The 17,695-nt window shown below is 65.6% G+C and carries 14 protein-coding genes; 5 read left to right on the top strand and 9 right to left on the bottom strand.

The features are described from left to right. Positions 1 to 52: 52 nt before the first annotated feature. Entirely contained in the window at positions 53 to 1,351 is a 1,299-nt protein-coding gene (locus tag ACVI1L_RS13135) for an MFS transporter (protein ID WP_057021337.1), read from the bottom strand. Between the two features lie 130 nt (positions 1,352 to 1,481). Next, the gene (gene ggt, locus ACVI1L_RS13130) at positions 1,482 to 3,227 is read right to left on the bottom strand and encodes a gamma-glutamyltransferase (protein ID WP_456783067.1); all 1,746 of its coding nucleotides are present in this window, start codon (positions 3,225 to 3,227) and stop codon (positions 1,482 to 1,484) included. Between the two features lie 126 nt (positions 3,228 to 3,353). On the opposite strand from ggt, the gene ACVI1L_RS13125 reads away from it, so the two are divergent. Next, positions 3,354 to 4,733, top strand: coding sequence for an MFS transporter (locus tag ACVI1L_RS13125; RefSeq protein WP_253638249.1), 1,380 nt, complete (start codon positions 3,354 to 3,356; stop codon positions 4,731 to 4,733). Between the two features lie 147 nt (positions 4,734 to 4,880). On the opposite strand, the gene purH is transcribed toward ACVI1L_RS13125, so the two are convergent. The 3 genes from purH to ACVI1L_RS13110 form a co-directional block, all read right to left on the bottom strand. Beyond that, positions 4,881 to 6,473: a bifunctional phosphoribosylaminoimidazolecarboxamide formyltransferase/IMP cyclohydrolase gene (gene purH / locus ACVI1L_RS13120; RefSeq protein ID WP_456783066.1), complete on the bottom strand. Its 1,593-nt coding sequence runs from the start codon at positions 6,471 to 6,473 to the stop codon at positions 4,881 to 4,883. 232 nt (positions 6,474 to 6,705) lie between these two features. After that, complete coding sequence (locus ACVI1L_RS13115) at positions 6,706 to 8,457, bottom strand: heparinase II/III family protein (protein WP_076835003.1); 1,752 nt, start codon at positions 8,455 to 8,457, stop codon at positions 6,706 to 6,708. A gap of 141 nt (positions 8,458 to 8,598) precedes the next feature. Continuing rightward, a complete protein-coding gene (locus ACVI1L_RS13110; protein WP_057021332.1) occupies positions 8,599 to 9,945 on the bottom strand; it encodes an RsmB/NOP family class I SAM-dependent RNA methyltransferase in 1,347 nt (448 codons plus the stop codon). A gap of 175 nt (positions 9,946 to 10,120) precedes the next feature. On the opposite strand from ACVI1L_RS13110, the gene ACVI1L_RS13105 reads away from it, so the two are divergent. Together ACVI1L_RS13105 and ACVI1L_RS13100 are read left to right on the top strand one after the other, a co-directional pair. Next, positions 10,121 to 10,348: a DUF1674 domain-containing protein gene (locus tag ACVI1L_RS13105; protein ID WP_057021331.1), complete on the top strand. Its 228-nt coding sequence runs from the start codon at positions 10,121 to 10,123 to the stop codon at positions 10,346 to 10,348. A 40-nt stretch (positions 10,349 to 10,388) separates the two neighbouring features. Beyond that, entirely contained in the window at positions 10,389 to 10,985 is a 597-nt protein-coding gene (locus ACVI1L_RS13100; protein ID WP_210262897.1) for a thermonuclease family protein, read from the top strand. Between the two features lie 79 nt (positions 10,986 to 11,064). Here ACVI1L_RS13100 and ACVI1L_RS13095 read toward each other — a convergent pair whose 3' ends face one another. Further along, positions 11,065 to 11,580 (bottom strand): L,D-transpeptidase, encoded by a 516-nt coding sequence (locus ACVI1L_RS13095; protein ID WP_253638255.1) that lies wholly within the window; start codon positions 11,578 to 11,580, stop codon positions 11,065 to 11,067. A 185-nt stretch (positions 11,581 to 11,765) separates the two neighbouring features. Between ACVI1L_RS13095 and ACVI1L_RS13090 the strand changes: the two genes are divergently transcribed. Further along, positions 11,766 to 11,900 (top strand): hypothetical protein, encoded by a 135-nt coding sequence (locus ACVI1L_RS13090; RefSeq protein ID WP_256527816.1) that lies wholly within the window; start codon positions 11,766 to 11,768, stop codon positions 11,898 to 11,900. Positions 11,901 to 11,918: 18 nt separating this feature from the next. Here the strand turns inward: ACVI1L_RS13090 and acs are convergent, their stop codons facing one another. Continuing rightward, positions 11,919 to 13,871 carry an acetate--CoA ligase gene (acs, locus tag ACVI1L_RS13085; RefSeq protein ID WP_057021358.1) on the bottom strand — a complete coding sequence of 651 codons (1,953 nt, stop codon included), beginning with the start codon at positions 13,869 to 13,871 and terminating at the stop codon, positions 11,919 to 11,921. A 772-nt stretch (positions 13,872 to 14,643) separates the two neighbouring features. Between acs and ACVI1L_RS13080 the strand changes: the two genes are divergently transcribed. Beyond that, positions 14,644 to 15,822, top strand: a complete 1,179-nt coding sequence (locus tag ACVI1L_RS13080; RefSeq protein ID WP_456783065.1) for a DNA topoisomerase IB — start codon at positions 14,644 to 14,646, stop codon at positions 15,820 to 15,822. Between the two features lie 153 nt (positions 15,823 to 15,975). Here the strand turns inward: ACVI1L_RS13080 and ACVI1L_RS13075 are convergent, their stop codons facing one another. Next, positions 15,976 to 16,389, bottom strand: a complete 414-nt coding sequence (locus ACVI1L_RS13075) for an EVE domain-containing protein (RefSeq protein WP_057021328.1) — start codon at positions 16,387 to 16,389, stop codon at positions 15,976 to 15,978. Positions 16,390 to 16,475: 86 nt separating this feature from the next. Next, positions 16,476 to 17,588 carry an alpha/beta hydrolase gene (locus tag ACVI1L_RS13070; RefSeq protein ID WP_456783064.1) on the bottom strand — a complete coding sequence of 371 codons (1,113 nt, stop codon included), beginning with the start codon at positions 17,586 to 17,588 and terminating at the stop codon, positions 16,476 to 16,478. Positions 17,589 to 17,695 lie beyond the last annotated feature (107 nt).

The following is a 17,695-nucleotide window of genomic DNA, read 5'->3' as shown; positions in this document are numbered from 1 at the left end:
TCCCACAGGGGGAGAGGCGAAGCGGCGCAAGTTGACAGGTCAGTGCTCAATTTCAGCCATCCGCATGCAGCACGCGGCCGCGGGTTTCCGGCAGCGCGTAGGCGGCAATGAAGAACACGCCGTAGGCCGCCACCGCGAAGATCGCGATCGCGTTGGCGAGCGTGGTCGTGGTCGACAGCGCGCCGACCAGGAACGGGAACAGCGCGCCGATGCCGCGGCCGAAATTGTAGCAGAAGCCCTGGCCGGAGCCACGCAGCCGGGTCGGATACAGTTCGGTCAGGAACGCGCCCATGCCGGAGAAATAGCCTGAGGCAAAGAAGCCGAGCGGGAAGCCCAGCACCCACAGCACCTCGTTGGACAGCGGCAGCTGGGTGTAGAGCAGCACCACCGCGATCGCGCCGATCGAGAAGATCAGGAACAGATTGCGCCGGCCGATCCGGTCGGCGAGCCAGGCGCCGACCAGATAGCCGATGAAGGAGCCGATGATCAGCGTCGCGAGATAGCCGGTCGAGCCGACCACCGAGAGCTTGCGCTCGGTGGTGAGGAAGCGCGGTACCCAGAAGGTGATGGCGTAATAGCCGCCCTGCATGCCGGTGCCGACCAGGGAGGCCAGCAGCGTGGTCTTCAGGATCGGTCCGTGGAAGATCTCCCACAACGCGGCGGGGCCGCTGCCAGAGGCCTGCGCCTGCGCCATGGTCGCGGCGGAGATTTCCGGCTCGGTGACGTAGCGGCGCAGGTAGAACACGAGCAGCGCCGGCAGTGCGCCGATCACGAACATCCAGCGCCAGGCGTTCTCCGCCGGCAGCACCGAGAACAGGATCGCCTGCGCCAGCACCGCAAGGCCCCAGCCGACCGCCCAGCCCGACTGCACCGAGCCGACCGCACGTCCGCGATACTGCGGCCGGATCGCCTCGCCGATCAGCACCGCACCGGCGGCCCATTCACCGCCGAAGCCGAGCCCGAGCAGCGCGCGGGCGATCAAGAGCTGATCGAAATTCTGCACCAATGCGCAGACCAGCGAGAAGAACGAGAACCAGATGATGGTGAGCTGCAGCGTCTTCACCCGGCCGATCCGGTCGGACAGATAGCCGCCGAGCCAGCCGCCGACGGCCGAGGCCAGCAGCGTCACGGTGCCCGCGAGGCCGGCGGTGCCGGGGTCAACTTTCCACAGCGTGATGATGGTGCCGATCACCAGCGGATAGATCATGAAATCCATGCCGTCGAGCGTCCAGCCCGACGCGCAGGCCCAGAACGTGCGCCGCTCCTGCAGGTTCATGTCGCGATAGAAGGCGAGGAGGCTGGTGTCCTCGATCTCTGCGACTTCCATTGACTTGGATTCGGCCGTGCTCATGCGCGTTCCCCGGAGAAATCTTTCACCGGCTGTTTGCGATCCGCGGCCGGAGGTGCGCGGACCGCCAATCTATCGCGATGTTGCAGGCGGGGCAAAGCCGCGTTTGCACGCCTTAGGTGCGGATCATCCTTTAGTACCCCGCGGCTTCCGAGCCGCGCGTGCGCGGATCCGGCGCGCCGAGCAGACCGTTGGTCGTGACGAGGATCGAGTTCGCGGAGGAGTAGCCGAGCGGCTCGACCAGCTTGTGGCCCCTGGCGCGCAGATCGCCCAGCACCTCGTCGGGAAAGCCGCGCTCGATCCGGACCTCGTCGGGCAGCCATTGATGGTGCATGCGGGGCGCCGCGACCGCGGCCGCGATGTCCATCCTGTAGTCGATCACGTCGACGATGATCTGCGTCACGGCGGAGATGATGCGGCTGCCGCCGGGCGAGCCCGTCACCAGCACCGGCTTGCCGTCCTTCAGCACGATGGTCGGCGACATCGACGACAGCGGACGCTTGCCGGGTCCCGGCAGATTGGCCTCGAAGCCGACCAGGCCGAAGGCGTTGGAGGCGCCGGGCGCTGCGGTGAAATCGTCGAGCTCGTTGTTGAGCAGCACGCCGGTGCCGTCGGCGACGAGGCCGACGCCGTACGGGAAGTTCAGCGTATAGGTGTTGCTGACGGCGTTGCCGCCGGCATCGACGACAGAGTAATGCGTGGTGTTGTCGCCTTCGTGCGGCTGCTTGGCGTTGCGCACATCGGTCCAGGGCGTGGCGCGGGCAAGATCGATGGTGGCGCGCTGTTTGGCGGCATAGTCCTTGTCGATCAGCAATTGCGTCGGCGCGTCAACGAAGGCGGGATCGCCGAGATAGCGCGCGCGATCGGCATAGGCCCGCTTCATCGCCTCGATCATCACATGCAGCGAGGCGGCCGAGCCCTGCTTCATGTCGGACATCGGAAAGCCTTCGAGGATGTTGAGGATCTCCAGCAGCACGACGCCGCCGGAGGAGGGCTGCGGCATCGAGACGATGTCGTAGCCGCGATAGCTGCCGCGGATCGGCGTGCGGATCACCGGCTGGTAGGATTTCAGATCCTCGAGCGTAAAGATGCCGCCGGCATTCTTGATGCCGCTGACAAGCTTCTCGGCAACCGGACCTTCGTAGAAGCCGCGCGGGCCCTGTTCGGCAATATCAGTCAATACGCCGGCGAGATCGCCCTGGATCAGGCGGTCGCCCTCGCGCAGCGGCGTGCCGTCGGCGTGCGAGAATGTTTTGGCCGAATTCGGCCAGCGCGACATGCGGCGATACATGTCGTTCAGCGTGTCCGATGTGTCGTCGGTGACGATGAATCCGTCACGCGCGAGATCGATCGCGGGCTTGAGGATCTGCGCCAGCGTGAACTTGCCGGAGCCGTATTTCTCCAGTGCGAGCGCGAGACCCGCGACCGTACCGGGCACGCCGATCGCGAGCGCGGAGTTGCGCGACTTGTCGGAATCGGGCTTGCCGTCGGCGTTCAGGAACATGTCGCGGGTAGCGGCCTGCGGCGCAGTCTCGCGATAGTCGATCGCGACATCCTCATTGCGCCCGGCGAGATGGATCACCATGAAACCGCCGCCGCCGATATTGCCGGCGCGCGGATAGGTCACCGCCATCGCGAAGCCGGTGGCGACCGCGGCGTCGACCGCGTTGCCGCCCTGTCGCAGGATGTCGGCGCCAACTTGCGCAGCCAGCTTCTCCTGCGCCACCACCATGCCGTTTTCGGCGTGAATGCTGCGAATCGTGTCCGCGGCCGAAGGTTCATAGAAGCGGCGCTGGACCTGGCCGAGGGCAGGCGTCGCGATACCAATCACCAGGAGAGCGGCAAACAGCCGTCGCGACATCGTTGCCGTCAGCGCCATCGAAATGTCCTGCCCTGTTCATCGCCGTATCGGTCAAACCGGCCCATGCTATATGGGAGCGGATTGGAGCGGCAAAAGCCTGCCTGTGGTTCGAGTTGGGGAATATCTTTCGCGATGACGGCAACAATGCAGACGGGCGCCGGTGACGCGAAGGCCACCACCAAGGTTTATCCTGGCCGCGCTGCCGTCATCAGCTGGATCTTCTTCGATTGGGCTGCGCAGCCATATTTCACGCTGATCACGACCTTCGTGTTCGCGCCTTATTTCGCGAGCTTCGTCGCGCCTGATGCCGCGAGCGGCCAGGCGCTGTGGGGCTTTGCCACCGCGGCGGCCGGACTTGCGATCGCGCTGCTGTCCCCGGTGCTGGGTGCGATCGCCGATGCCAGCGGCCGGCGCAAGCCGTGGATCGCGGGCTTCGGCGCGCTGCTCGTGATCGGCGCCAGCGCGATGTGGATCGGCAAGCCCGGCAATCCCGACATCATCCCGGCGCTGCTGCTCGCCTATGCGATTGCGAGCGTCGGCGTCGAGTTCGCGACCGTGTTCAACAATGCCATGATGCCGACCCTGGTGCCGCCCGACAGGATCGGGCGACTGTCGGGCACCGGCTGGGCCACCGGCTATGCCGGGGGCATCCTGAGTCTTGTTCTCGTGCTCGGCTTTCTTGCCGCCAATGCCGAGACCGGCCGCACGCTGTTCGGCTTCACGCCGCTGTTCGGTCTCGATCCCGCCATGCATGAAGGCGACCGCATCACCGGTCCGCTGACCGGGTTGTGGTTCATCATCTTCGTGACGCCGATGTTCCTGTTCACGCCGGACTATCCGACGAAGCGCCCGATGCGCGCGGCGCTCGGCGAAGGCCTGCGCGAGCTCAGGCAATCGTTGTCGAGCCTGCCGAAGCAGACGTCACTGGCGCGCTTCCTGCTGGCGAACATGATCTACACCGACGGGCTGGTCTCGCTGTTTGCGTTCGGCGGCATCTATGCCGCAGGCACGTTCGGCTGGGACACGATCCGGATCGGTACCTTCGGCATCATCCTCGCGGTGGCCGGCACGTTCGGCGGCTGGATCGGTGGCAAGCTCGATGATGCATTCGGACCGAAGCGCGTGATCACCGCCAGCCTGCTGATCCTGCTGCTTGCGATCGTCGTGATCCTCACCGTGAACAAGGATTCCGTCCTGTTCATCCAGGTCGTGCCGCCGGTGCCTGGCGGTCCGTTGTTCGCGGGCGCCGCCGAGCGCGCCTACATCGTGCTGGGCTGCCTGATCGGCGCCACCGGTGCGCCGCTGCAGGCCGCCTCGCGCTCGCTCCTGATCCGCCTCGCGCCGAAGGATCGCATCGCGCAGTATTTTGGCTTGTTCGCGCTTACCGGCAAGGTGACGTCGTTCATCGGCCCGCTCCTGATCGGCGCGATCACCGCGGCGACCGCGAGCCAGAAGGCCGGCATGGCGGTGCTGGTGGCGTTCTTCGTCGCGGGACTGGCGCTATTGGCGAAGGTGCGGGAATAATAAACACTGTCGTCCCGGCCAAGCGAAGCGCGAGCCGGGACCCATAACCACCGCTGCTCGTGTTGCGCGGCGCTGGAGCCTCAGCTCGTTCCAACAAGACACGCTTGTGGTTATGGGTCCCTGCTTTCGCAGGGACGACAGGTTGCTCTAGTGCCGGAAATGCCGCACGCCGGTGAACACCATGGCGATGCCGTGCTCGTCGGCGGCCTTGATCACCTCGTCGTCGCGCATCGAGCCGCCGGGCTGGATCACCGCGGTGGCGCCGGCCTCGATGCAGGCGAGCATGCCGTCGGCGAACGGGAAGAAGGCGTCGGAGGCGACCACCGAACCCTTGGTCAGGGGCTCGGCGAGCTTCAGCTCGGCGGCCGCGTCCAGCGCCTTGCGCGCAGCGATCCGTGCCGAATCGACCCGGCTCATCTGGCCGGCGCCGATGCCGACGGTCGCGAGGTCCTTGGCGTAGATGATGGTGTTCGACTTGACGTGCTTGGCGACGCGGAACGCGAATTTGAGATCGCGCAGCTCGGCGTCGGTCGGCGCACGCTTGGTCGCGACCTTCAGGTTCATGTCCTCGACCACGGCATTGTCGCGGCTCTGCACCAGGAGGCCGCCGGCGACGGTCTTGGCGGTGAGGCCGACCGCGCGCGCGTTCGGCAGGCCGCCGGCGAGCAGCAGGCGCAGATTGCGCCGGCCGGCGATGATCGAGATCGCCTCCTCGGTTGCGTCGGGCGCGATGATCACCTCGGTGAAGATGCCGATGATGGCGCGCGCGGCATCCGCATCGAGCGTGCGATTGACCGCGATGATGCCGCCATAGGCCGAGGTGGAGTCGCAGGCGAGCGCGCGGGCATAGGCGGTGGCGAGATCGGGGCCCTCGGCGACGCCGCAGGGATTGGCGTGCTTGACGATGACGCAGGCCGCGGTGCGCTGCGGGTCGAACTCGCCGACGCATTCATAGGCCGCGTCGGTGTCGTTGATGTTGTTGTAGGACAGTTCCTTGCCCTGCAGCTGGCGCGCGGTCGCGACGCCCGGCCGCTTCTCCGGCGTGGCATAGAACGCCGCGGTCTGGTGCGGGTTCTCGCCATAGCGCAGCGACTGGATCAGCTTGCCGCCAAAGGCGCGGAAGTCCGGCGCCTTGGTGTCGAGCTGTACGGCAAACCAGTTCGAGATCGCGGCGTCATAGGCCGCCGTGCGCGCATAGGCCTTGGCGGCGAGCCGGCGGCGCAACTGAAGCGAGGTTGCGCCCTTGTGCGCGGCGAGCTCGTCGAGCACGGCAGAATAGTCGTTCGCCTCGACCACCACGGCGACGTCGTCATGGTTCTTGGCCGCGGCGCGGATCATCGCGGGACCGCCGATGTCGATGTTCTCGATGCACTCCTCGAAGCCGGCGCCTTTGTCGACGGTGGCCTCGAACGGATAGAGGTTGACGACCAAGAGGTCGATCGGCGCGATGCCGTGCGAAGCCATCGCCGCGGTGTGTTCCTTGTTGTCGCGGATCGCGAGCAGGCCGCCATGCACCTTCGGGTGCAGCGTCTTGACCCGGCCATCCATCATCTCCGGAAAACCGGTGAGCTCGGAGACGTCCTTGACCTTCAGCCCGGCCGCCGCGATCGCCTTGGCGGTGCCGCCGGTCGAGACCAGCTCGACGCCACGGTCGGCCAGCGCCTTGGCGAAATCGATCAGTCCGGTCTTGTCGGAAACGGACAACAGAGCGCGGGTCACGCGGCGAAGCTGCTCGGTCATATCGGAAAATCCCTGGCTGTTAAGGCAGCCGGGTAGCATGGTTTTGTGCCGTACGAAACCGGTACATGCGCCTGATTCCCCGCAAATTGAGGGTGGTCCGGTATTCTTTCCCCGTCACCCTGAGGAGCGCTCCGCGCCTCTCGAAGGGGCGACGGCCACCGGCGGGGCCGTGCATCCTTCGAGACGCCGCTTCGCGGCTCCTCAGGATGACGGGTCGGAGGACTCACCCGTCCTACAGCGGCAGTTCCGGCTCGCGGCGGGCGTTGCGGCGCGCGGTGGTGGCGGAGGCCGAGGTCGAGGAGCGCACGAAGCTCCAGCGGATGGTGCCGGCCTGCCTCGCGTCCTGCCGGATCACGATCTGGGAGGTGCGGCGCGGGCCGTCATTGCCGGCCAGGAACACGCTGTCCTCGAGATCGACCTTGTCGTCCATCGCCTCGAAGGTCCAGACGTCGCGGTTGGGCAGCACCAGCATCACGCCGCGGGCATCCGACAGCCGGCTCGCCTTCACCGAGGGATGCAAATGGAAGCGCAGCGCGAAATCGGCCTCGCTGCCCTTGATGCGGCCGCCCGGCGCCGGCGACAGCGAATCTTCGCCCTCCAGCCGCGTGCCGTCCTGCGAGACCATCAGCACACGGCGGTGGATCACGCCGAAGCGCGAGAGATAGCCGTCATGCGAGGCGGTCAGCACGTCGCCGTCGGGAACGGCTTCGCGGTAGCTCTCCACATTGCTCGGGCCGCTGGTGATGGGCGCGCCGCGCAGCAGCCGCTTCATCGCCGACAGCTCGACGAACTGGCATGACGAGGCGTCGCGATAGGTCAGCGTCGAATGCGCCGCGGTGGAGCGCGCGAACGGCCGCCAATTGTCGCGGCCGGTGCTCGGCATGCCGCAATTGACGACGATGCGGCTCACGCCGGAGGACAGCTCGAACGACAGGCAGCCGGCATGCGCGTCCTGGCTGACGCTGGCCGGCGGCGGCGGGCCGGTATCGATGATCAAGGCGGTGTTGCCGGCATCAAGCCGCTGAAAGCCGGTATGCGGCATGCTCGCCATCGGCACGCCGCGGGTGTCGTCATAGGCGAGCAGCGTCGCGACGAGATCGGACGGCGCGGTGCTCATGCCGTTGAACAGCGCGAAGCTGCCGTCGCCGTGCCGGAAGAAGCGCAGCATCGGCATCATGCGGTCGATGGCGTTGAGCAGCGCCGGCGGCGGCGCGATATTCCGTGCAGCAAAGGTCTGTCGCAGCGGCAGGAGATCGCTGAGCAGTTCGACCAGCGCGCCGGGATTGCGCGAGATGTGGCCGCCATCGGGCAGGATCTGGCGCTGCAATTCGTCGGACAGCTTGCGCGTCGCCGATTTGATGTTGCGCGCCTGGTTGGCGAGACAGAGCGAGGCGTAGCACAGCGCGATCAGCACCTGCAGGCGCGGAACGCCGTCATTGTCGAGCGTCGCGTGGCGCAGATAACGGATCTCGCGCGCCAGCCCGCGCAGATATTTGCGGTAGAATTTTCCGTCGGTGTCGCCGAGCACCAATGGAGCCTGCGACAACAGCGAGATCACCCGCCGCGCGCGCACATCGGCGCGGCGCTCCAGCGGCCGCTTGCGCGCCTGGTTGGAGATCCAGTCGTCGACCAGCGAACGGGCGTTGGCGCGGGTCAGTGCGGTGTCGGCGGCGCGCAGGTGGCGCAGCCAGCCAAAGCCGAGCAGGGCGGCTTCCCAATCCTCCGACGGTGGCTCGAGATCGAAGATCGAGCGGCCGTGGCAGGTGACGATCTTGCCGGCGAAGACGAATCGTCCGGCATAGATCTCGGCCGCGCGGGTGGCGTCGGCGGTCCGCAGATCGTGCGGGGCGATGACCAGCCGGTCGGTGCGGCCGGGCCAGAGCCGCGACAGCGCAATCGTGCTCCCGCTGGCGCGTGCGAGCATGCTGCGGGCAAAGCGGCCAGCAATCAGCGTCGAGATGCGTCTGCTTTGAGCGACCGACACGCCTTACCTTGCGGGGAGGGAATTTTCAACGAATCCTTATTTAGTCCGGAAACGCGGCCAAGACACCTGCCAAGACACCTGCCCAGGCACCCTCTTGATACCGCACGAATCACTTCGAGCTTAGAGGACTGAAGTTTAAAATCAGGATTTAACCAGCCGGGCCGCGTAAAATCCATCCAGCCCGCCGAGCCGCGGGTCGGCATTGGGCAAATGGCTCGGCAAAGTGCGCAGATCGCCGTCGGCGGTGATGATGTCGTCGAGGCCGGCGACCTCGCTTGTCTCGACCGGCGCACGGCGCAGGCCTGATTCGCTCGCCAGCAGCGCGGCGATCGCGTGCTCGCCTTCCTCCGGCTCCAGCGAGCAGGTGCAGTAGACCAGCGTGCCGCCGGGCTTCAGCAGATTGGCGGCTTTTTGCAGCAGCCGCTTCTGCAGCGCCGACAGCGCGGCGATGTCGCCTTCCTGCCGCAGCCAGGCGACGTCGGGGTGGCGGCGGATGGTTCCCGTCGAGCTGCAGGGCGCATCGACCAGGATACCGTCGAAGCTTGCGGCCTCGGCGGGCCATTCGGCGGCGTCGGCAACGACGGTCTCGGCCTGCAAGGCCAAACGCGTGAGATTGTCGCGCAGCCGCGCCACGCGCGCCGGCGAGCGGTCGACCGCGGTGACGTGCGCGCCGGCCAGCGCGAGCTGGGCGGTCTTGCCGCCGGGCGCGGCGCAGAGATCCGCGACCGCCTTGTCCTTGATGTCGCCGAACAGCCGCACCGGCAGCGCGGCGGCGGCGTCCTGCACCCACCACTGTCCTTCGGCAAAGCCGGGCAGCATCGTGACGGAACCCTGCAGCAGCGTGCGCACGGTTCCCGTCGGCAGCGTCTCGCCGTGCAGGCGGGTCGCCCATTGCGCCGCGTCCGACTTCACCGTCAGATCGAGCGACGGCTCGTGGCCGAGCGCAAGCGCCATGTCGCGCGCGGTAGCTTCGCCGTAATGCGCGTTCCAGCGCGCCAGCATCCATGGCGGCAGGTCCAGGGTCTGCATGCTGATCTCGTCGATCAGGCCCTGGCCCTCGCGCGCGCAGCGGCGCAGCACGGCGTTGACGAGCCCGGCATATTTCGCGGCGCGCCGGTCGGACTGCACCAGCCGCACCGAGAGATCGACCGCGGCATGGTCGGGCACGTCCATCCAGAGAATCTGTGCCGCGCCGATCAGGAGCGCGCTCTGCGCGCGCGGCGCATCGGTCGGGATGCCGCGATCGAGCAGGCGCGACAGCAGATGGCCGAGCGTGCCGAGCTTGCGCAAGATGGTCGACACCAGCCGGCGCATCAGCGCACGGTCGCGATCGGCGAGCGATTTCAGGCCGGGATGCGCGCCGGCGCCGTCGAGCTGGTCGTCGAGCGTGCGGTGCTTGTGCAGCACGCCATCGAGGATGTCGGCCGCGATGCGGCGAGCCGCGAGACCGGGGACTTCGGCAGGTACTGCAAATCTTGAAGGAGGCATGAAGCGGAGATATCTCGAAGGTGCTGAGTTACATTCGGCTCATGCCCATCAACTCCATACCACCTCTGGCATGCGAATATGCCAAATGTAAGAATCGCCTTGCGGGATTTCGTGATCGTGATGTCGTCACTGAGCCAGTACAGAGATACGGAATCCGCAGGCAGAAAGTTTTGCCATGTCTGATAAATCGCCGTTGTCATCGCCGCTGGAGGCCGCGCCGCGCAAGCCGCTGACGCCAGCCGCGCAACGCGCGCTCGCCGAGGCCGCGGCGCGGCGCAGGGCTGCCGAGGAGGCGGCCGCGCAGAACGCGGCGGCGCGGCCGAAGGAGTTCCAGGGTCCGAAGGGGCCGGAACCGACGCGTTACGGCGATTGGGAGACCAAGGGCATCGCCTCGGACTTCTGAGAGCCTTGCCTGACGGCTCGACTCGCGCCAGTCTGGGAAAATGTCCCCATACGAAAGAATAAATGCTTATCGTGGGACGGGACGTCCGCCCTTCCGAAGATCACCTTGGGGCCGCCGCGTCTCGGCGGCGCTGCCATGGGTGTTCGTGCTCGGCATTGCCGTCGGCAGCACGCTGCCGATCCGACAATGGGTGCATCTGCCGCCGCATTGGTCGCTCGGCAGGTCGCGCGACACCGACGTGATCTGGCAGCGGGCCGGCGCGCCCGACATCAGGCACAACGTTGATGTGATCAGGACGATCGACGGCGACACGTTCGAGGCGCGGGTGCATTTCTCGCCGGGCCCGGATCTGTACACGCGAGTCCGGCTGCGCGGCATCGATGCGCCGGAGCTGAAGGCGTCCTGTGCGCGCGAACTGCAGATGGCGCAAGCGGCGACGGTGGCGCTGCGTGACCTGCTCGGCCAGGGCGACGTCGCGATCTACAATGTCGGTCCCGACAAATATCAGGGCCGTGTCGTCGCCGACGTCGCGACCAGGAAGACCGACAACGTCTCGGCCGCGCTGCTCGCGGCCGGTCATGCGCGGGCCTACAATGGCGGGCACCGGTTCGGCTGGTGCGGATATTTCGCGCGCTAGGCGACAGCGTCAAACCAGGCTGGGCAAACAAAAGCCGCGCATCTGCGCGGCCTTGCTTTGGACGAGGCGCTGTGCCTGATCAGCGGGTGACGACGACCGTCGTGCCAATCTCGACGCGCGAATAGAGGTCGGTGATGTCGGTGTTGAGCATGCGGATGCAGCCGTAGGAGACGAAACCGCCGACCGAGCCCGGCACGTTGGTGCCGTGGATCGCATATTCACCGCCGGCCAGCGTCATCGCAGCGACGCCCATCGGGTTATGCGGCGAGCCGCCGGCGATCACGTTCGGGATGCTGGGCTTGTCGCGCTTGACCTCGGCGGGCGGCGACCAGGCTGGGTTGCGATATTTGCCGTCGATCTTCGTGGTGCCGGCCCACTGCTTGCCGGACTTGCCGACACCGACCGGATAACGCATCGCGTGGCCGGAATCGAGAATGAGGTAGAGCCGCCGTTCGTTGGTCTTCACTACGATGGTGCCTGGCTCATAGTTGTCGGCGTGTATTCCCACCATTTCCGGCCGGGCTTCGGCCGCCTGCGATATCAAAGCAACCGCACCAAGGGTGGCAGCCAGCGCCACCGCAAACTTCCTCGACATCAACCTCTCCACTTCCCAACAGCTCCCGCAAGGAAGCCAAAAACGAAGATGCAGAGCCCTTGAAAAACCGGGCCTGCCGGTCTCACGCACGCAACATTAACTGCGTGTGTTAACCGGGTGGTTTCACACCGGCCGCGAGACACGTCTTGATGGCGGGAGAGAATGAAAAGTTCGGATTAAAGTAAATGACCTGGAAACAACACTTGGCCACAAACGCGCCTCAATCGCGCCTTGCCTATGACAATCCCGTGAAGCGCCCGTTGCAGGAAACGGGAAGGGCCGCGGCGGTGATCGCGCGCGGCCCTTCTTTGGTCTTCTGATCCTTGCTGCTGCTGGCCTTACGCCGGCGCGCCCTTCTTGTTCTGACGGTTCTGCACGAGGTCGTCGACCACGGCCGGATCGGCCAGGGTCGAGGTGTCGCCGAGGCTCGACGACTCGTCCTCGGCGATCTTGCGCAGGATGCGGCGCATGATCTTGCCGGAGCGCGTCTTGGGCAGGCCGGGCGCGAACTGGATCAGGTCCGGCGAGGCGATCGGCCCGATGTCCTTGCGGACCCAGGCGACCAGCTCCTTGCGCAGCGCTTCCGTCGGCTCGGTGCCCTTCATCAGCGTGACATAGGCGTAGATGCCCTGGCCCTTGATGTCGTGCGGATAGCCGACGACCGCGGCCTCCGAGACCGCCTCATGCGCGACCAGCGAGCTCTCGACCTCGGCGGTGCCCATGCGGTGGCCGGAGACGTTGATGACGTCGTCGACGCGGCCGGTGATCCAGTAATAGCCGTCGGCATCGCGCCGGCAGCCGTCGCCGGTGAAATACTTGTTCTTGTAGGTCGAGAAATAGGTCTGCTCGAACCGCGCGTGGTCGCCATAGACCGTGCGCATCTGGCCTGGCCATGACCTGGTCAGGCAGAGATTGCCCGAGGTCTCGCCGTCGAGCGTCTTGCCGTCGGCATCGACGATCTCCGGCACCACGCCGAAGAACGGCCGTGTCGCCGAACCGGGCTTCAGCTTGGTCGCGCCGGGCAGCGGCGTGATCAGGATGCCGCCGGTCTCGGTCTGCCACCAGGTGTCGACGATCGGGCAGCGGTCGTCGCCGACCACGCGGTAATACCACTCCCAGGCTTCCGGATTGATCGGCTCGCCGACCGAGCCGAGCAGGCGCAGCGATTTGCGCGAGGTCTTCTTCACCGGTTCGTCGCCACCCTGCATCAGCGCGCGGATCGCGGTCGGCGCGGTGTAGAAGATGTTGACCTTGTGCTTGTCGACCACGTTCCAGAAGCGCGAATTGTCCGGATAGTTCGGCACGCCCTCGAACATCAGCGTGGTCGCGCCGTTACAGAGCGGCCCGTAGAGAATGTAGCTGTGGCCCGTGACCCAGCCGACGTCGGCGGTGCACCAATAGATGTCGCCGTCGTGATAATCGAACACATATTGATGCGTCATCGACGCAAACACGAGGTAGCCGGCCGAGGTGTGCAGCACGCCCTTCGGCGTTCCGGTCGAGCCCGAGGTGTAGAGGATGAACAGCGGGTCCTCGGCGTGCATATGCTCGGCCGGGCATTCCGTCGTCACCATGGCAGCGGCCTCGTGATACCAGAGGTCGCGGGTCGGGTTCATGTCGATCTTGCCGCCGGTGCGCTTCACCACTACGACCCAATCGACGCCGCCGGTCTTGGCGATGGCGGCATCGACATTGGCCTTCAGCGGCACTTTCCTGCCGCCGCGCAGGCCCTCGTCGGCGGTGATCACCACCTTCGAGTCGCAGTCCTTGATGCGCTGCGCGAGGCTGTCCGGCGAGAAACCGCCGAACACCACCGAATGAATGGCGCCGATCCGCGCGCAGGCCAGCATGGCGTAGGCCGCTTCCGGAATCATCGGCAGATAGATCGTGACGCGATCGCCCTTCTTGACGTTCCGCGTGCGCAGGATGTTGGCCATCTTGCAGACTTCGTCGTGCAGCTGGCGGTAGGTGATGTGTTTGGATTCGGAGGGATCGTCGCCCTCCCAGATGATCGCGGTCTGGTCGCCGCGCTTGTCGAGATGGCGGTCGATGCAGTTCCAGGCGACGTTCAGCACGCCATCCTCGAACCATTTGATCGAGATGTTGCCCGGTGCGAAGGAGACGTTCTCGACCTTGGTGAAGGGCTTGATCCAGTCGATCCGCTTGCCGTGCTCGGCCCAGAAGCCGTTCGGGTCCTTGACCGAGTGCGCATACATCTCGCGATATTTGGCGTCATCGATATAGGCGCGCTTGGCCCAGTCGGCCGACACGTCATAGATCTTCTCGGACATCATTTTCCTCCACTCATTGCCGATCGCGCACGACGCGACGGCAAGCCGTCTTGATCATTGCCGCGATTATGCGTTGCCGCATTCCGGCCCGGCAAGGAAAAAGGACTGTCACTTTCGTCGCGTGGAAGCCGTCGGATAGTCCGCCGGCTTCCGCTTGTGACAAGACGGCTTACCGCAACGCATCGACGAGAGAAACCTATGCGCCATCGCTTGCTCGGGGTCACTGGTCTCTTGGTCGTAGTGGTATCGTTCTCTGCGCCGTTCGCCACCACCGCAGCAGTGCCGCGTGCGATGACGATGCGCTGACGCTGAATTTGATGGACGGCTTCAGGTACAATTGAACGAATTGTCGGACGCCGCCACGATGAGCTGCGTCAACACGTTCGTGACCGCATAATCCTTGATTGCGGCCAGCGGTTGGACCGTCCCGTGGCTGCCGAGCTCGAGCCGCGCCCCGGCGAGAGCGGCGCGCGAAAGGGCAAGGTCGCTGACCTGATCTGGGGGACCGCGGTGGACCTCCGGGCGTTCAAACGCCGGTTTCCGGCACCGCGCTCGCGTCATTTTGTCCGATCCCGGGCAGCCCAAAATCAACGCTAGCGGGCGAATGGCACCCATGAAAGGTAATTTAATACAGGCAATAACTGATTCGCGACTCGCAATGTCGGCCCCGACGCCCTAAATCGCGTTTCCGAGGTCAGACGGCCCACCGGAACGAAGCCCGAAGCAACGGCATTACCGGGAGAACAGCGGAACAAGGCGTCTTGCGAGAGTAATGATGGATCAGCAGAATATCGCGGCTGTGCGGCCCGTTTCCGCCGATCCCGCTGTCGCCTTGGCAAAGGCACTGGGCCAGTGGCCGTCCAAGCCGCCGCGGGCCAGGCTGCAGCCGCCGGCAAAACTCAAGCTCGACGCGCCGGCTGCCATCAGAACGACGGTTGAAGAACTGGCGCGCGATCTGGGCCTGCGGCTCGGCGACCAGAACGAATTGACCATCCGCCGCATCAAGCGAGGCAAGACCTATTCATTCGTCCGTGCCAATGGCTCGCGGGTCCGCGATGCGCGCACCATCCGCCGGCTGCACGCGATGGCGGTCCCGCCGGCCTATCGCCAGGTGCGCTATTCCAGCGATCCGAGCTCGCATCTGCAGGCGGTCGGCCGCGATGCCGCGGGCCGGCTGCAATATCGCTATCACGCCGACTGGGAGAAGGTTCGCGAGCAGCGCAAGGCGCATCGCCTGGCCAAGCTGGTGGCCGCGCTGCCGAAGATCCGGCGCAAGGTCTCGGCGTTTCTGTCCGGCGACGAGCCGACGCGCGAGTTCGCGCTGTCGGCGGTGATCGAGCTGATCGCGCGCACCGCGATCCGGCCTGGCAACGAATCCTATGCGCGCCTCAACGGCACCCGTGGCGCCACCACGCTCTTGAAGTCCAACGTCACGCTGGAAGACGACTCCCTGGTGCTGACCTTCAAGGCGAAGGGCGGCAAGGCCGTGCGCAAGGAATGCGATGCGGCCAAGCTGGTGCGTGCGATCAGCATCCTGCGCGGCGTCCCGGGCAAGCGCATGTTTCAGTATTACGACCGCTCCGGCGTGGTACGGGCCGCCTCGACCACGGCGGTGAACGCGTTCCTGCGCGAGATCGCCGGCATCAAGATCTCGCTGAAGGATTTCCGCACCCTGATGGCGTCGGCCGTCGTCGTGGAATCGCTGTCCCGGATCACGCCGGCCACCAGCCAGCGCGGCCGCAAGCGCCAGGTGCTGGATGCGATCCGTGCCGCCGCCGACCAGCTGTCCAACACGCCGGCGATCTGCCGCAAGAGCTATGTCCACGACACCATCGTCACCGCCTTCGAGGACGGCATCCTCGAGCGCTTCGCCGCGACGATGGGAGGCTACCGCACCCAGTCCAAGCGCGAGCAACTGCTGGCGCAGGTGGTGATGGCGGCCGGGGCGTAGGTCCCGCAAGCCGTCGTCCCGGCGAAAGCCGGGACCCGTTACCACAGCCGCCTGTGATTAGAATTCGCTGTGGCCCCAGCTCGTTTCAGCAATCGACATTTGGGGTAATGGGTCCCGGCCTTCGCCGGGACGACAGTAGAGTTGGACGAGACATCACAGCCCGCCCATCTTGCAGACGTATTTCCACTCCTCCGCGGTGACCGGCTGCACTGAAAGCCGCGAATACTTTACCAGCGCCATGTCGGCGAGCTTCTTGTCCGCCTTGATCGCGGCCATCGTCACCGGCGTCTTCAGCGGCTTGTCGGCCTTGATGTCGACGCAGACGAACTTGCCGGTCTTGTCGGTCGGGTCGGGATAGGCTTCCTTGATGATTTCGGCGATGCCGACGATCTCCTTGCCCTCGTTGGAATGATAGAAGAACGCCTTGTCGCCCTTCTTCATGTTGACGAGATTCTGCCGTGCCGTGAAGTTGCGCACGCCGGTCCAGGCTTCGCCCTTCGCGCCCTTGGCGACCTGATGGTCCCACGACCAGACCGACGGTTCGGATTTCACCAGCCAGTAATTCATCGCAACTCACCCCGTTCGATTGCGCTGCAATCTACAGCGACGCGGATGCCCGCGACAAGCACGGGCATCTGATCCCGGCGCGGCACCTACTGCTTCAAATATCGATCGAAGAACCTGGCGATGTCGGCCAACGCCTCCTTCGTCTCGGGCGCGTCGGCGTTGAACTGGTACTGGGCGTGCGACTGCCCCTCATAGACATTGAGATCGGCGATCACGCCGGCGCGGCGCAATTTGCGATGCGTGCGAACCGTGTTGCTGAGGAACAGATCGCGCGTGCCCGATGTCAGGATGGTCGGCGGGAAGCCCTTGAAGTCACCATAGATCGGTGAAATGTAGGGATTCTTCAGGCTGGTGCCGTTTGCATAAAGCTTCGCCGCGCGGCCGAGCCAGCCGTCCCAGGTCACCAGCACATTGTCGACCCATTCATTGCTCGCGTAGCTGTCGCCGATCCTGTCGATATCGGACCACGGCGTGCCCGGCGCGATGGCGGCGGGCAGCGGCAGCTTCTCATCCTTCGCCCGCAACACCATCGCAAGCGTCATCGCCCCGCCCGTCGAGGTGCCGAAGATCGCCAGCCGGCGGTGTTCGTGCGATTTCAGAACTTCCTTCCAGACCGCCATCGCGTCGTCCATCGCGGCCGGATAGGGGAAGTCCGGCGGCATCCGGTAGTCGACCGAGAGGACCTTGAAGCCGCCAAAGCCCGCCATCATGATGGCTTCCGGCAGCGCGGCTTCGCCGGGACCGAACACGTAACCACCGCCATGGACGTGGATCAGCAGGCGTCGCCTGTTCTCGAGCGCGATCTTGTTCGGGGTGACGATGTAGCAGTGCACGCCGGCAAGCTTGGTTTCCTCGACCTTGACGCCGAGCTTCGCCTTCAGCGCCGGAATACCCGCGATCAGAAGCTTGGCGCGGCGATCGATCAACTCCTTCCATTCCGCCGGGGTTTTGGGGTCGGCATTGAAATGCGGCGGATAGGGCGCGCCGATCATTGCCTGCATCTCGGCAGACACGTCGGCGGTTGGATTGCCGATCGATTTGAGCGGCGCGACCCGCTTGCCGTTGTCCGCATTGGCGGCGGCCTCGCTCTTGGCAAGGTCGTCGTAGGTCGTGGCCGTTTGGGCGTGGGCTATGGCGGATGAGGCGGTGAATGCGACGGCGAGGCTGATCGAAAGGATGGCGCGATGCGGTTGACGCATGGGTTTTCCCTTGGGATCCGTTTTTCGATTTGTTGGACCGGGATCCGACGGTTCGCCGCCACGCTATTACGATGTGCGCGGATGGTGAAGCTCCGCCACGCGCGACC

This window comes from Bradyrhizobium sp. USDA 4516, from assembly GCF_054055915.1.
Note: the sequence above shows the minus strand (reverse complement) of the source record. Positions and strands in the feature narration are given on the sequence as shown.